Origin of the sequence: Psychrilyobacter atlanticus DSM 19335, assembly GCF_000426625.1 — a bacterium.
Classification (GTDB): domain Bacteria; phylum Fusobacteriota; class Fusobacteriia; order Fusobacteriales; family Fusobacteriaceae; genus Psychrilyobacter; species Psychrilyobacter atlanticus.
Genome location: NZ_KE384547.1, coordinates 1,157,694 through 1,172,688, shown reverse-complemented (window position 1 = coordinate 1,172,688; position 14,995 = coordinate 1,157,694). Strand labels below are relative to the sequence as shown.

Sequence of the window (14,995 nt, the reverse complement as noted above, 5' to 3'; positions counted from 1 at the left end):
GTATAAATTTCTCACTAAAGTTTTATACTGAAAAAAAGTTTTAAATCCTACTTTTTAGAAATAGATTTCCAAATAAATATTTTCTAAAGATCTAAAGAAAGGTTAAAAATTATTTTCTCTCCCCGCTTCTTGTTTTTATTTTTTTATTATATTTTTTCTTAAGGGAATCATTTGTGTTCACTACATCTTTTGCTCCATCATATTCCACTCTCTCCAATGGTTTTCCTAAGAGCGATTCAATCTCTCCTAATACTCTTCTATCTTTTGGATCTACAAATAGATATGTTTCTCCCTCTTCCCCTGCTCTGGCAGTACGTCCTATACGGTGAATATATGTTTCAGCTTTTTCCGGTATATCTACATTAAATATATGGGTTACTCCTGTGATATCTAGTCCACGGGATGCTACATCTGTAGCTATCAAATATTGTATCTCAGCTTTTTTAAATGACTTTATGATTTTTTCCCTTTTAATTTGAGGTATATCACTATGTAATTTTTGCACATTGTATCCCCTCTCCTCCAACTTAGCCTCTATCTTATCTACCCTAGCCTTGGTTCTGCAGAATATAATAGTCATAAATGGATTCGTTCTATTCAAAATAGTTGCAAGTGCATCTATCTTCCATCTGTCTGTAGTTTCTACTAGGTATTTTTTCATCTTATCATTTTTATTTTCATCCTCTACTTTTATCACTAGTGGATCTTTTGTGATTTTATATGCTATTTTTTTTACCTGGCTACTAAGAGTAGCTGAATAGCACAGAGTTTGTCTTTTTTTATTACTCTTATTCAAGATTATTTCCACTTCTTTTTGGAACCCCATAAGAAGTGTTTGGTCTACTTCATCTAAGATCAATGTTTTTAAAGTATTTAGTTTAATCAATCCCTGGTTGATAAAATCTACCAACCTTCCTGGAGTGGCAACTATCAGGTCTACTGAACCTTTCGCTTCTTTCAATTGTTTAGAATATTCCTTTCCTCCGTAGACAGTCAGGATATTGATCTTATTACAGTTTATCTTTTGAGCTTCTTCCGATATTTGTATAGCTAATTCCCTCGTGGGACTTATAATAACCCCTTGAACACCGCTGTTATTAGGCTGCATAAGACTCATCATAGGCAGAAGGAAAGCTAAAGTTTTTCCTGTTCCTGTAGGTGCTTCTGCGATTATATCTTTTTTATCTAGTATCGCCTCTATACTCATCTCCTGTATGGGAGTAGGAGTTTTAATCCCATTTTTTTTTAGAGAATCCACAAATTCTCTCTTTATTCCTAAATCTTTAAATGTATACATAATTAATTCTTCACCTCATTTTTTATTTTACTTTAAATTATATCATAAAAACACCCTCTTTATAGAAGAAAAGATAATTTGTTTTCATAAATGAAAAATAATTAATGTAGAAGGATATAAATTTAAATGGTAATATAGAAGTAAATAAATTTAACGGAGGTAAGATTATGGATAACACCCATTCTTCAAATCCCTATAAAAAAAATCTTGGTTTTACCATGATAGAACTATTAATTGTCATAGGAATAATCGGTCTGCTGGCTACTACCCTTGTCCCTAAACTCAGAAAAGAACTAGCCAAAGGTAAGGTAGCAAAGGTACAGCATAAATTAGGTTTAATTAGATCCAAACTTTCCATTGACAGTAACTTTGCCGATGAATTTCCCAACCTGGGTTCCAACGATGTTAGTTTACTCAATAAGTTTGATATTCACCCTACCGAAGCATTTTCAGATAATAACGGTTCTTATGGTGAAACTGATAGAGTTGTTGGAATCAGAGATAATACAGGGGGATGGTTCTACAATAAGACCACAGGTGAGATCTATGCCAACCTTCCCAATGGGGCATATACCTACGACAAGGTATATGAGATATGGAAAGGTGAAGGTTCTGTCACTTTAGATGATCTTCGAAATCAAAATCTGGACGTTGATGACAATGGACAGTATAGAAATAATCCAAGTTTTGAATCCTTACCCAGGGATTTCACAAATTGGACTCTATTCAATGAAGGTCAGATCGATAATTGGAAGACTACTGCTACAGATAAAAAAATAGAGATATGGAAAGATGGTTTTCTAGGAGTAAATGCCGTAGATGGAGGTTATTTTCTAGAAATGAATGCAAACCAGGCTGCCTCCTTATATCAGGATATCCCTACCATTCCCGGAACAACTTTAGTATGGACTGTCAGCCACAGGGGACGATCAGGAGACGATACTGCTGCTCTGAGTGTCGGCGGTTCTAGCGAGAGTCTGGACCTCCAAAAAACTATGACAACCGGAAGAGATGGATGGGTAACCTACACCCAGGAGTATGTAGTTCCTGAAGGTCAGACAGTTACCAGATTTTCTCTTGACTCTATCGCCACATCAGATGGCCATCCAGGAACAGGAAATTTGATCGATAATTTCACTGTAAAAGTCAAACTGGATAATTAATAATAACGTGACATTGCACCCAAAGGGTCACAATCTAGATTTTTAATTTTTTTATTTAATAAATTTTATCTCAAAATCCTATATTTATGTTGTTAAGTAATAGCATTTTGGTGATGCCCCTTGAGGGTATAATTTCCTAGACAATAAAAAAATTCTCATAGAACCATCTATGAGAATTTTTTTATTAATCTATTTCTTTATCAGGACTCTTATAAAACAATTCTCCATCTGCATCTATTAAAAAATTAGGAGTATTCACAGTAACAAATTTAACTGTTTTATTGGTATTATTTATCCAGTTATGAGGAGATGATGTTAAATAATGTGCTGTATACTCTGGATATAGATCTGTTTTTACGCCGTCCACTACAAGGGTTAGTATCCCTTCTAATACATATATAAATTCTTCACCTTCATGTTCATGTTCCCTCTCTAAGGCAGAGCTTTTATGTCCTGGTAAAAGTTCAATGAGCCTTGGAAGTAACTGTTTATCCTCTATCACTTTTGAAAGATAGTATTGGATAGAATTCCCTCTTGCAATTGGTGAAACTCTTCTTTCATAAGATTTCATCACATAACTCTTTTCATTTGTTGCATGAGTAAAAAAGAAACTTATATCAACGTCAAATATCTTCGATAATTTTTCAAGGTCATCAATTGCAACACTGGTCATTCCCCTTTCCAATTGTGACAAAAATCCCACTGAAAGATCCGAAAGTAAACTTAATTCTTTTAATGTCATTTTTCTTTTAGTTCTTAATTTTTTTATACGATTCCCTACAGTTTTGTTCATAGTAACTCCTTTTTTTCGATTTCCCTCTTCTCATTCTAACACACTATCAATATAAAGCAAATATAGTAAACAAATAAAATATATTTCTCCTATAAAAAGTTTGTAATTACTTCAAGATGTAATATAATAAATAATAAAATAAAAATCTTAGAAAATACTTCAAGATAAGATCATTGAAGAAAGTGAAGGAACTTTTTAGAATAAATATTTAAACATAAAATTTTACAGAGGAGATTATTGTATGAATAAGAAAATTGGATTTATAGGTTGTGGAAATATGGGAGAAGCAATGTTAAAGGGGATTATCGATTCTTTTGACAATGCTGAGAATATCTATGTCTTTGAAAAAAATGAAGACAGACAAAAAGATTTAAAGAAAAAATACGGAATAAATACCTCATCTACTCCTACTGAACTAGTGAGTTCTAGTGAGATGATCTTGGTAGCTGTTAAGCCTAACATCTTTTCCCTGGTTATGGAAGAAGTAAAACCTGTTGTAGACGATACCAAGGTAATCATTTCAATTGCTGCCGGAGTGACTATTGCTGCAATCGAAGAGAGATTAGGAGATAAAGCTAAAATTATCCGTACAATGCCAAATACACCTGCCTTTGTAGGTATGGGGATGACTTCTATGAGTCCAAATAGAAATGTAACACCTGAAGAAGCTTCCGTAGCCAAACAGATCTTAGAGGGATTTGGAGAAGTGGAGGAAATTCCTGAAACTCTTATCCATAGTGTCATAGGTGTAAGTGGGTCTGCCCCTGCCTATGTGTTTATGTTTATAGAAGCTATGGCAGATGCTGCTGTTTTAGCAGGTATGCCAAGAAATAAAGCATATAAATTTGCCTCCCAGGCAGTGATGGGATCCGCTAAGATGATCTTAGAAACTGGTATACATCCGGGAGCTTTAAAAGATATGGTATGCTCCCCTGGAGGAACAACTATTGAAGCTGTAGCAGAACTTGAAAAAACAGGATTTAGATCATCTGTAATTTCCGGGATGATAAAGTGTATGGAAAAATCTGAAGAAATGAGTAAATAAGAGTTTAATTGTAATTTATAGGAAAAGGAATAGGGAGACCTATTCCTTTTTTATTTTTTTCTAAATATTTTTGCTGTTTCAAAATCAAAATATTTATTGTTCATAAAAATTTAAAATTCTACAAGTATCCTTGCAGGTAGAGCATCTAACCCCTCTATCTTAGTTGGCAGACAATATACCTTAAATCCTTTGGCTGGAATTTTATCTAAATTGCATAAATTTTCAATAGCATATTTCTTTGCTTTTCCCAACAATTTATCAATAGTTCCATGATTTTTTCCTCTTCCAATACCAAGAGCATCTATTCCGACCATATTTATATCTAGTTCAGATAATTTTTTTGCAAGATCTATGGATATTTCAGGATGATCAGCATATTTATCTTCCATTAGATATCGGTCCCAATTAGTTTGAAAAAATATAAATTCTCCCCCTTCTATAAGAGATAGATCGATATCTTTAACCTCAACTGGTCTATCAGTTATATGAGAAACATCGTATTTAATTCCATTTCCAATAAGTCTTTCAAGGGGGATCTCTACCCCTACACCCATAACATCTATATGGGTTCCCATATTGTGAGTAGCGATACTGTATTCAATAGTTTTATATTCTGATTTTGTTCCTTCATTGCAGATAATTTCTTTTACATTGAGAGCTGGAGACCCAGTTCTGTATATTTTTCCAATCTTTGTTTCTTGAGTTATATCAACAAGCATAAACGACCTCCATTTAATAAAAATATATTTTATATAATAACATAAGTTTTTAAGATAAAACATTAAAAACATAAATAGTGGACTGCTCTATTAAACAATCCACTACTTTTATTTGATATTAATCTGTTTTTTGATATTTGGATCCTGAGCATATAGGGCATAGATCTAAAGTTTCGCCTTTTTCCATCTTTAATTCCAAACCACATAAGATACACATATATGTTCCTTTTTCTACTTCATCTCCAAAATAATAAAACTCTTCCATAAAATCATCTCCTAAAATTTATCTTCTACGACTTGAAGTACAGCCTTTATATCTTTTAACTCTTCCATGGTTATCCCTGTCTTTTTTAATATTTCCAAGGGTATACTTTCAGCTTTTATTTTTAATTTCAAGCCTGTTTTGGTTATCCCTATCATTATTTTTCTACAATCGGTATCTGAAGTTACCCGCTCTATAAGTTCCATTTTTTCTAGTTTTTTTAACATAGGAGACAGTGTCCCTGTTTTTAAATCTAATTTTTTACTTATATCAGAAAATGATATTTCATTGTATTCCCACATTACCAGCATAGCCAAATATTGAGGATAAGTAAGGCCTAATTTCTCCAATAAAGGTTTATAGGCCCTTATGATAGATCTTGATATCTTATAAAATTTGAAACAAAGCTGCATATCCAGCTTTAGATAATCTTCCATCTCTCCACCTCTAATATTAATTTTCTATCCCATCTGCCAATTCTTTTAAAATGTTACTATGTCTCAACTCAACATTTCCCAGCACTTCGTATACTTTTGCTATTTCAGAAAATCCTTCTGATTGAGCTACCTTTGAAAATTCAGGATATATTTCTTTATATGCCTGGTATTCTCCGGCAGAAGCCATCCTTAAATTTGAAACTGTTTCACCACACATAGATTTTAAATTCTCTATATCTATATTTATATTTACTTCTCCTAAAAACCTTTTAAAAACTTCACTATGTCCAACCTCTTCCTTGGCTAATTTTTCAAATGATGAAGCTACATCTTCATGCCCCTCTTCTCTAGCTTTTTCCGCAAATATGTTATAAAGTGCGTCTCCTGCTAACTCCACTTGGTATGACTGTATTAAATTTTTCTCAGTTTTACTTCCTTTTATATTCATGACTTTTCCCCCCCACTAAATATTGATCGTATACGATCTTTTTAAAAGTATATGTCATAAACATCTGTCTGTCAATTTTTTTATTTATATTTTTTGATATTCTATTCTATTTCTGCCGTTATTTTTAGCTTTGTAGAGGAGGTTATCCACTCTTTCCAAGGATAGATCCAAAGTATCAGCTTTCATATTCCTAATGACTCCCATACTGACCGTTACAACTACATCGTTCTTCCACGTCATCCCCTCAATTTTTTTTCTCAACCTCTCAGCTACTTCAATTCCCTCAGAGAAAGCCGTGTCAGGAAGTATAATTAAAAATTCTTCTCCTCCGTACCTTCCAAATTTATCTGTGTCTTTTATATTGTTTGACACTATTTTACATACCTCCCTTAAAACTTCATCTCCAAATAGATGTCCGAATTTATCATTTAATCTCTTAAATTTATCTAAATCAAACATAATAATAGTATATTCTGATTCAAAGTTTTTTGCCCTTTGAATTTCTATCTCTATAAAACTTATAATAGCCCTTCTATTACATATATCCGTCAATGGGTCTGTTTCAGATATATATTTTAATTCTACCTCTCTCTTAACTATCTCATAGTTCATATTTTTTATAGCTTCTTTAATAATCTTTAATTCACTTTTTTCTCCTATCATATCCGTTAATTTATCTATATTTTTTGTGTAATTTCCATTGGAGATACTATTAACTATATAGGATAACCTGTCCAGAGACTTATCAAAAAATTTACCAAAAATAAATAATATAACACTTATAATGACAATAACTATAAATAATATTAACAACACTATATTTTTTAATTTATAAAGAGGAGCGTGGAGCTCCTTTTCATAAACTACTCCTATTAAGGCCGCATCTAAATTTTTCAACTTATAAATATGATATATTATAGTTCCCTCTGGAGTATTTTTTTCAAATTCATGAGTCTTGAGACTATCTAAATCCATATCATCTATATAACTAAACTTTTCTTTATCTCCATCTGAGCCAATAAGCATCTTATTATTTTTATCTACAATAAAAAAACTTCCATTTTCTCCAATTTTATACTCTGATAGAGTTTTGGATATTACAGAGAGATCCAGGAGAGCTGTCAATACCCCTGTTTCTTTGCCATCTATCTCTATCTTTTTAGATATTGTAATAATAGGTTCCTTTGTTCCTGCATGTCTAAAAACTTCAGACAGATAGTAACCTGAAGAATTTAACGCTCCTACATACCACGGTCTTACAGTAGGGTCATAATCAGAGGGCAGATGTTGATCCCCTGCATTTTCATCAAAAAACATTTCTTTTTCAGCTGTTCCATAAGCTATAAATTTAACTGTATTTTCTAAGGTAGATAATTTCCCCATGTGATGAAGCATATGGTCAGTTCTTTCCTTATCACCGCCTCCATTATGTATATCCATTAAATAATTATCTTCATTTTTATAGACACCTTCTAAATAAATCAGCATCTCAAGACTATTTGATATTTTTTCATCTAGATGCTTTTCTATAGTCTGGCTTATAAATTCAAATTTTTCCTCTTCTAACTCCTCCAATTTTTCCGAGAAAATAAAATATGTAACCATGGAAATTATTAATATGGGGATAATTGCTGTAAAAAAATTTACTATATATACATTCTTTTTTAAATTCATCTAATCACCTCACTATTAAATATACATTATATATTTTCCTTTCCTCTATCAAATAGTATTTAAAATGAAATATACCTAGCTTAAGATTAAATTATTTTAATTTTAAGATTAAAATAATTTAATCTTAATAGGATTATAGTTTGTTAAGGAGTAAATATAGTGTACTATGTACAAATATTATTTTTTGTTCTAAAATTAAATTTAGTAACAAAAAATAGAAATTAAATAACGAGGTGGAACTATGGAAAAAAGATTTGGTACATTTAATGGAGTTTTTCTCCCTACCTTTCTTACAATAATGGGTGTAATTTTTTATTTGAGATTTGGATGGATAGTAGGTAATGCGGGAATATTAGGAACCTTAGGTATTGTTGTGCTAGCTCACATCATTACTATCTCTACTGCTTTTTCAATGGCTAGTATTACTACAAATATGGAAGTGAAGGGAGGAGGAGCCTATTTCCTGATCTCAAGAAGTCTCGGTTTAGAAATAGGCGGAAGTATCGGGATCCCTCTATATTTATCCCAGGTTATATCAGTAGCTCTTTATATCCTAGGATTTATAGAGTCGGTTAAACTCATATTCCCAGATATAAATACTCTTTTACTTTCTGTGGGTGTAACAGTTATAATAGGTATTATCTCCAGTATTGGAGCAGATCTGGCAGTTAAGATGCAATATGGTATATTCTGCCTTATCCTCCTTTCACTGGGTACAATTATCACTTCTGGTAGTTATAACTATGTTCCCACATCCCTTGGTACATATGTAGAAAGTGGTAATTTTTGGATGACATTTGCTGTTTTTTTCCCAGCAGTAACAGGTATCTTAGCAGGTGTCAGTATGTCTGGAGACCTTACTAATCCCAGGGAAAATATCCCTAAGGGAACATTTTATGCTATTGGAGTTACATTTTTAATCTACATACTACAGATATTTTGGTTTGGATTTAATATCCCAGTAGAAGAACTTATCAGTAATAAATTGGTACTCATAAGTAAAGTTAATTTCCCTGTACTTATTATCGGTGGAGTTTGGGCCGCGACCCTTTCTTCTGCCCTTGGAAGTATGATTTCTGCACCAAGAACTATGCAGGCTCTAGCTAAAGATTCGGTTTTACCCTCATTTTTAGGTCGTGGAAGCGGTAAAGCTAATGAACCAAGAATAGCTGCACTTATAAGCTTCATTATAGCATTTATTTTTATAATAATGGTTAACTTAAACTTTGTAGCTCCTATTATTACTATGTTTTTTCTAAATACCTATGGAGCTATAAATATGGTTGTAGCACTAGAAAAGATAGTTGGTAACCCAAGTTTTAGACCGACTTTTAAAACTCACTGGGTAATATCTTTAATAGGAGCTCTTGGATCCTATGGAGTTATGTTTTTAATTAATTTTACAGCTACGGTTATATGCCTTACCTTTACATTTATCATCTACCTCTATATCAGTAAAAAGAATATTACTCGAACATGGGGAGACCTTAGAGATGGAGTGTTGATATCTATTATCAGAACATGTCTTTTAAAATTAAGATTCAATGAAAAACAGGAAAAAAACTGGAAACCTGATATCATTGTATTCTCCGGAAATCCCCAAAACAGAAGTAATTTAATTTATCTAGCCAATCATTTTTCCAAAGGACGTGGAGTAATTACCCTTGTGAGATTTATTTTTGGACACCTAGAAGATATGCAGGAGAAGATTAAAGAAGCCAAAGTAAAATTAGATTGTTATCTGAAAGAAAATAAAATTTTAGCTTTTTCCGAAGTAGTCGTCGGAGAAAATATGGTAGATACCTTTCTTGAAACTGTACAATCCAGTGGAATCGGTCGTCTAAAACCAAATACCGTTCTCATGGGAATGTCCAGAGACAAAGAAAATATTAAACCCATTGTAGAATTTATGAGAAAAGTTAATTATTTGAATAAAAATATCCTAGTTTTCTGCCAAAATGAAGATGTCACTTTTTTTGAACAAAAAAAATCTATTGATATTTGGTGGAGAGGCTTGGAAAATAATGGTAACCTCATGTTAACTATGGCCCACCTAATCTCCTTAAACGATGATTGGAAGGGTACAAAAATAAGACTTCTAAGTGTCGTCGATACCGAGGATAAAGTAATCTCTAGAAAAAATATTCTTACTGAGATGCTTGTAACCTTAAGAGTTGATGCAGAAGTGGAAATTATCGTTTCTAATAATAATATTAATAAAACAATAAAAGAAAACTCCTCTGGAACAAGTTTAGTTTTAATAGGTCTCAGCCTCCCTGAAAAAGATCAAGAGATCCCATACTACAATAAACTCATGGATATGAGCGAAGGTCTTAATTCAGTTCTTTTTGTCAGAGGAAAATTAAATTAAAAAGATAAGAACCAGTTATTGATTTAACTGGTTTTTTTATACCTCTTCAGAGCAATTCCAATAAAAGAAGGAAAATAAAAAATATAAGGGTATAAAATGACATGTGTTTATGAAATTTAAAATAATTTATTATCTAAATAAACAATTTTATATACATCAAATTCATTTGAGGAGAGGAAATTATGGAAAGATTGATATTGATGGGAGGATTTTTTTTTCTATTATTTATATTGGAAAGAATAATCCCACAGGTAAATAAAAATATTGGTGGAAAAAGACACGATATAAATAATATTGGTCTTGGAGTGGTCAACTTATTTATTGGAAGATATTTTTCACTTTTTACAGTTTATACTTTAGCTAAATACCTTGAAAACCTAGAAATAGGAATTATTAATATGATCCCTTTAGACTACAGATTCAAACTCCTCTTAGGAGTTATAGTTTTAGACTGTATAAATTACTGGTGGCACCGGCTGCTCCACAGGAACTCATTTCTGATGCACTTTCACACAATTCATCATACAGACAGGCTTCTCAACGCTTCTTCTGCCCTGAGGTTTCATTTTTTTGAGGTACTCATGGGGCACCTCTTCAAACTGCCCTTTATACTTCTAATAGGGATACCTGTAGAGGCTCTTTTATTTTATGATGTAATATTTAATGTAAATGTTTATTTTCATCACAGCAATATAAGGATCAACCGAAGCTTAGATATTTTTCTTTCAAAGATTATTGTGACACCATATCTCCATAGGATCCATCATTCTTTAAAGTGGAAAGAATCAAACTCCAACTTCTCATCCTTTCTTATCCTATGGGATAAAATTTTTGGAACATTTCTCCCCCAGAGAGATATATCTACACCTAAGTATGGAATACCTGGATATATAGAAGAGAAATATCAGTATTTTTCATATATGATAAAACAACCCTTTATAGAAAAATGATAAATAACCCCAAATAAAAGGACGCTGAATTTATAGCGCCCTTTTGAAATTAATCTTAAATGAAAATAATAAATTTAATTCCCTTAAAAGGGAATAAAGTTTATTTTTAAGAATTTTTTTATTTATAAATTACACCTTACTCTCTTCAAATATATCCCGAAAATTCTCATGTTTTTTTATAAAGATTTCAACTATTCTAGGGTCAAAATGTTTACCACTCTCAGAAATTATTATTTCCATAGATTTTTCATGGGTAAAGGCTTTTTTATAAACTCGTTCCTGCCGTAAAGCATCATACACATCTGCCAATGCCACTATTCTTGCTTCTACAGGAATCTCTTCTCCTTTGAGTCCCTTTCCATAACCTTTCCCATTCCATTTTTCATGATGATACCTGACTATATTTGATGCCACTGGACTTACATCTAAATCCTTTATAAGGTTGTAACCAATTTCTATGTGGCTTCTCATGATCTCAAACTCTTCCTCTGTCAGTTTCCCTGGTTTTTTTAGGATGGCATCTGAAATCCCTATTTTACCTATATCATGAAGGGAAGCGTATAGTCCTATTTCATTTACAAAAGAATTTGATAATTTAAGTTCTTCAGCCAATAATTCTGAATATTGATTTAGCCGCTTTATGTGTGCACCGGTATCTTCATCATTATAAGTATTTGCACTCTCCAGAGTCTCCACTAGACCTATCGTTATATTTTTTAATTTATTGTATACTTTTTTAAATCTTTTTAAATGAATGTATACTCCTAAAAACCCAAGAATTGAAATCAGTAATATAATAATAGAAAATTTATAGTCCTTTGCTATTTCCGTATTTTTTGAAAAAAATTCATCTTTATTCATTTTTATCCCATAGGAAAAATCATTGTTGAAACCATTTATCAGAAAATAAAGTATTTCGTCTTTTTTAGGGACACCAAACCTCAAGTCTATCTTATCAGGCATAATTCCTGCTATTTTTATGTTTTCTATACGATACTTTTTTAAGAGTTTGTCAATATACTGTATTCTCCCTATAAGAATATCTGCATCACCTTCACTCACAGCAGTCATAGTTTCTTCAATTGTTTTGAAGGTTACTAAGTTATCCTTTAACCCTTTACTCAAAAGATATTTTTCAATAAGAGATCCTCCTACCACGGCTATCTTATAGATTTCTAGATCATCAGAATATGGAATATATCCCTCGTCTGCCCTGTTGAAGATTGAGAATTGAGCTTCTACATAGGGTTCTGTGGAAAGGTGCTCTTTATTGTTTAATTCTTTTCCATTCACCGATAATATAAAGGGATTAATATCAAAAGAAGAAGGTGAATCGTTTTCTTCTAAAACTATTTTCAATCCCATTATTTTTTCTATTTCATTGAAATAATTCACCAAAAATCCAGCTTTATTCCCAAATTTATCTCTGTGATAAAGCTGTGGAATATCATCTACTTTTGGGATAAAAACTTTTATAACCTTTTTTTCTTCCATATATTTTTTTATTTCATTTGAAATCTTCACCTTATTTTTTGTGTATTCCACAGATTCATCATAAAAAAACTTCATTGTTATATCAGCACGATTTAATAATCTTTCAACCAGATTTAATAATTGTTTATATTCTGATTTTCCCCCTATATAATAGTCAGTTTCAAGGTCATTTGAAAGATAGTTTATTCTAGCTTTTGTTTCCGGATTTTCAATCAGATATTTTAATCCATCCTCATAATCTTCAATATAGATATCTGCCTCTCCTAATAAAAGAGAATCCATAGCTCCCTTTCTCGTTGGTTTAAGGATAAGTTTTACTGAATTTCCATACTTTTTCAAAATTTTATCTTTTATCAGATCACCTTCCATACAAACAATTATTTTATTGGAGATATCTGTCTTAAAATCAATGGATGGATAATCATTTCTGGTTATCATCACTCCATCTAAGTTCAGTGATTTTTTTATATAAATATATTTTTTATTGTTTCTTTTGTAGTCCTCTACCCCCATTACGATATCAGGAAAACCCGAATCCACAGATCTTTCAAATTTGTCAGTATCTTCATTAATCACCTGAAATTTTAGTCCTGTGTTTCTTTCCAGAAATTTAATGATTTTAGGGAAAACTCCCCTCCTTCGTCCATTTGAATGATAATTTAATATTCCCCTATTTTCATCCATATAAATAGTTATATTTTTACGTTGATTCAGCTTAACCCATTCCTTTTCCTCTTTAGTTAATTCAATTTTTAGTGTATCCATCCCAAAGGATGAAATATACAAAAAGAAAAAAATCGGCCATAAAATTTTATACATATAAACCTCCAAATGCTTTCAGTAGTGTCTAACAATTCTTCTTTATCAAGTTAATCTTAAAGCTCATACAGAATAATATTTAAATTAGGCAAAATAAAAAAGAGGCTACTTTGTATCACACAAATAGCACACCTCTAAAAAAGTTTTGGCAACTGGCTGTCATCTCTAAATAATATAGACTTAGACCCTTTAGTTTTGCGTCACAGAATTTCTTCTGCTTTGCCTTTTTCAGAATTATTTTTTAATCTCTTTAAACTTTGATTTTAATAATCTTAAAATCAAATTAAATATATTATATATATATTTATAATAAAAATCAAGGATAGGAGTATAAAAAATAAATCTAACAATAAAATATAGATAATAAAAAAACAGAGATACTTCCCTCTGTTTTTTTAACTTTAATTTTCTTAAAATTTTATTATGATTAAGTTTTTTTTTAATTATTTCTATATTTCGTTTTTTACAAGTTCAATTAACTCATCTAACTCTGGAAATCTTCCCGCTTTTTTTTTAGAAAACAAAAGTTTGTCTTCAAATCTAACTTCAAATACACCTCCAGACGAAGGGATAAGTTTAAACTCTAAGAAATAATTTTTATAGAACCCTACCAAGGCTCCAATAGCATCCACTGCTTTCTCTGCATACCCTCATGATGTACAAAACTCAATTGATAATATAGGTTTCATACGTTACCTCCTTTATAATTATATTTTTATCATAATTTTATACGAGTAAGTTAAGTATTTTCCTTTATATTTGTAAAAATAAAAGGAAAATAACACTACCTATAGTATAAAGAACTATTAAATTTAAGGAACTATTAAAAATTCTAAGAATTATAAGTGAATAGGGGGACATATGAATAATAAAAATACTAAAATAATAAAATGTTTAAAATGCAAAAAAAAATTTGAAACAGCAGTAGATTCTCTTGGAGTTCCATATAAGAAGATTTGTCCATTGTGTAAGAAAAAAAATGCTCGTTATGCTAGGGGAATAAGTGGAGTAATATAATATCTTTATTAAAATAGAAATAAAATCCTAAAATGGAGGCATATTATGGTTTCGACTAAAAATATTTATGATAATTTTTATAAAGCTATGGAGATTTCAAATAAAAAAGGTCTTAAAATGGTCCTGAAGAAAAATATCCAAGGAGTTTTATTTATTAACATACCTAATATAGAACCACCTTTAAGTTCTAACGAGAAAATTGATTATATCTATCATACGCAAACTTATATTGATATTTTAATAAAGCATATTATATTAAAAGGGGGAAATAGAGAAAAAATAAAATTACGAAATTTTTATTCTAAAAGTTATAAAAAATTGTGGAATATATACCCAATATTTTAAATAGTTAATTTTTCTCGTTGATAAAATAAATAAGTTAATGAATTATATACCCAGTAGATATATTAAAAAATTATATAATTCAACAATTAATAAAAAACAATAATATTTAAAGCAGGATAATTCATCCTGTTTTTTTAGTTAGCCCCTAAAAATATAAGCTC

At 30.9% G+C, this 14,995-nt stretch carries 13 protein-coding genes, 1 pseudogene and 1 riboswitch; of the genes and pseudogenes, 5 read left to right on the top strand and 9 right to left on the bottom strand.

All coding sequences use genetic code 11. The annotated features are described in order from the left end of the window. Window positions 1-109: 109 nt before the first annotated feature. Entirely contained in the window at window positions 110-1,297 is a 1,188-nt protein-coding gene (locus tag K337_RS17805; RefSeq protein ID WP_084140799.1) for a DEAD/DEAH box helicase, read from the bottom strand. A gap of 167 nt (window positions 1,298-1,464) precedes the next feature. On the opposite strand from K337_RS17805, the gene K337_RS0105975 reads away from it, so the two are divergent. Beyond that, window positions 1,465-2,460 carry a type II secretion system protein gene (locus tag K337_RS0105975; protein ID WP_028855804.1) on the top strand — a complete coding sequence of 332 codons (996 nt, stop codon included), beginning with the start codon at window positions 1,465-1,467 and terminating at the stop codon, window positions 2,458-2,460. A 184-nt stretch (window positions 2,461-2,644) separates the two neighbouring features. Here the strand turns inward: K337_RS0105975 and K337_RS0105970 are convergent, their stop codons facing one another. Beyond that, window positions 2,645-3,253, bottom strand: a complete 609-nt coding sequence (locus K337_RS0105970) for a helix-turn-helix domain-containing protein (protein WP_028855803.1) — start codon at window positions 3,251-3,253, stop codon at window positions 2,645-2,647. A gap of 241 nt (window positions 3,254-3,494) precedes the next feature. Here K337_RS0105970 and proC point away from each other — a divergent pair, with 241 nt between their 5' ends. Continuing rightward, window positions 3,495-4,298, top strand: a complete 804-nt coding sequence (proC, locus tag K337_RS0105965) for a pyrroline-5-carboxylate reductase (protein WP_028855802.1) — start codon at window positions 3,495-3,497, stop codon at window positions 4,296-4,298. Window positions 4,299-4,408: 110 nt separating this feature from the next. Here proC and K337_RS0105960 read toward each other — a convergent pair whose 3' ends face one another. The 5 genes from K337_RS0105960 to K337_RS19100 all read right to left on the bottom strand — a co-directional run bounded on the left by K337_RS0105960 (window position 4,409) and on the right by K337_RS19100 (window position 7,838). Further along, complete coding sequence (locus K337_RS0105960; RefSeq protein ID WP_028855801.1) at window positions 4,409-5,017, bottom strand: cyclase family protein; 609 nt, start codon at window positions 5,015-5,017, stop codon at window positions 4,409-4,411. A gap of 118 nt (window positions 5,018-5,135) precedes the next feature. Continuing rightward, window positions 5,136-5,282, bottom strand: a complete 147-nt coding sequence (locus K337_RS19765) for a zinc ribbon-containing protein (RefSeq protein WP_156877325.1) — start codon at window positions 5,280-5,282, stop codon at window positions 5,136-5,138. A gap of 11 nt (window positions 5,283-5,293) precedes the next feature. Beyond that, on the bottom strand, window positions 5,294-5,716 hold the full coding sequence (locus K337_RS0105950; RefSeq protein ID WP_028855800.1) for a MarR family winged helix-turn-helix transcriptional regulator: 423 nt from the start codon (window positions 5,714-5,716) through the stop codon (window positions 5,294-5,296). A gap of 16 nt (window positions 5,717-5,732) precedes the next feature. Continuing rightward, window positions 5,733-6,164 (bottom strand): rubrerythrin family protein, encoded by a 432-nt coding sequence (locus tag K337_RS17800; RefSeq protein WP_037029513.1) that lies wholly within the window; start codon window positions 6,162-6,164, stop codon window positions 5,733-5,735. 84 nt (window positions 6,165-6,248) lie between these two features. Further along, the gene (locus K337_RS19100; RefSeq protein WP_051251631.1) at window positions 6,249-7,838 is read right to left on the bottom strand and encodes a sensor domain-containing diguanylate cyclase; all 1,590 of its coding nucleotides are present in this window, start codon (window positions 7,836-7,838) and stop codon (window positions 6,249-6,251) included. 241 nt (window positions 7,839-8,079) lie between these two features. Here K337_RS19100 and K337_RS17790 point away from each other — a divergent pair, with 241 nt between their 5' ends. Both K337_RS17790 and K337_RS19095 read left to right on the top strand, forming a co-directional pair. Then, window positions 8,080-10,209 carry an APC family permease gene (locus K337_RS17790; protein ID WP_037029212.1) on the top strand — a complete coding sequence of 710 codons (2,130 nt, stop codon included), beginning with the start codon at window positions 8,080-8,082 and terminating at the stop codon, window positions 10,207-10,209. Window positions 10,210-10,391: 182 nt separating this feature from the next. After that, window positions 10,392-11,159, top strand: a complete 768-nt coding sequence (locus K337_RS19095; protein WP_051251630.1) for a sterol desaturase family protein — start codon at window positions 10,392-10,394, stop codon at window positions 11,157-11,159. 129 nt (window positions 11,160-11,288) lie between these two features. Here the strand turns inward: K337_RS19095 and K337_RS0105925 are convergent, their stop codons facing one another. Both K337_RS0105925 and K337_RS17780 read right to left on the bottom strand, forming a co-directional pair. Then, the gene (locus tag K337_RS0105925) at window positions 11,289-13,472 is read right to left on the bottom strand and encodes an HD domain-containing phosphohydrolase (protein WP_028855799.1); all 2,184 of its coding nucleotides are present in this window, start codon (window positions 13,470-13,472) and stop codon (window positions 11,289-11,291) included. A gap of 144 nt (window positions 13,473-13,616) precedes the next feature. Continuing rightward, a riboswitch (cyclic di-GMP riboswitch) is annotated at window positions 13,617-13,706 on the bottom strand. A 215-nt stretch (window positions 13,707-13,921) separates the two neighbouring features. Then, a pseudogene (locus tag K337_RS17780) lies at window positions 13,922-14,107 on the bottom strand (SelT/SelW/SelH family protein); the annotation flags it as partial. A 226-nt stretch (window positions 14,108-14,333) separates the two neighbouring features. Here K337_RS17780 and K337_RS19760 point away from each other — a divergent pair. Continuing rightward, entirely contained in the window at window positions 14,334-14,489 is a 156-nt protein-coding gene (locus tag K337_RS19760) for a hypothetical protein (RefSeq protein ID WP_156877324.1), read from the top strand. The last annotated feature ends 506 nt before the right edge of the window (window positions 14,490-14,995 follow it).

Coding starts and splice junctions, on each gene's coding strand:
- K337_RS17805 (WP_084140799.1), bottom strand. CDS start 1,297: ATGTATACATTTAAAGATTTAGGAATAAAGAGAGAATTTGTGGATTCT.
- K337_RS0105975 (WP_028855804.1), top strand. CDS start 1,465: ATGGATAACACCCATTCTTCAAATCCCTATAAAAAAAATCTTGGTTTT.
- K337_RS0105970 (WP_028855803.1), bottom strand. CDS start 3,253: ATGAACAAAACTGTAGGGAATCGTATAAAAAAATTAAGAACTAAAAGA.
- proC (WP_028855802.1), top strand. CDS start 3,495: ATGAATAAGAAAATTGGATTTATAGGTTGTGGAAATATGGGAGAAGCA.
- K337_RS0105960 (WP_028855801.1), bottom strand. CDS start 5,017: ATGCTTGTTGATATAACTCAAGAAACAAAGATTGGAAAAATATACAGA.
- K337_RS19765 (WP_156877325.1), bottom strand. CDS start 5,282: ATGGAAGAGTTTTATTATTTTGGAGATGAAGTAGAAAAAGGAACATAT.
- K337_RS0105950 (WP_028855800.1), bottom strand. CDS start 5,716: ATGGAAGATTATCTAAAGCTGGATATGCAGCTTTGTTTCAAATTTTAT.
- K337_RS17800 (WP_037029513.1), bottom strand. CDS start 6,164: ATGAATATAAAAGGAAGTAAAACTGAGAAAAATTTAATACAGTCATAC.
- K337_RS19100 (WP_051251631.1), bottom strand. CDS start 7,838: ATGAATTTAAAAAAGAATGTATATATAGTAAATTTTTTTACAGCAATT.
- K337_RS17790 (WP_037029212.1), top strand. CDS start 8,080: ATGGAAAAAAGATTTGGTACATTTAATGGAGTTTTTCTCCCTACCTTT.
- K337_RS19095 (WP_051251630.1), top strand. CDS start 10,392: ATGGAAAGATTGATATTGATGGGAGGATTTTTTTTTCTATTATTTATA.
- K337_RS0105925 (WP_028855799.1), bottom strand. CDS start 13,472: ATGTATAAAATTTTATGGCCGATTTTTTTCTTTTTGTATATTTCATCC.
- K337_RS19760 (WP_156877324.1), top strand. CDS start 14,334: ATGAATAATAAAAATACTAAAATAATAAAATGTTTAAAATGCAAAAAA.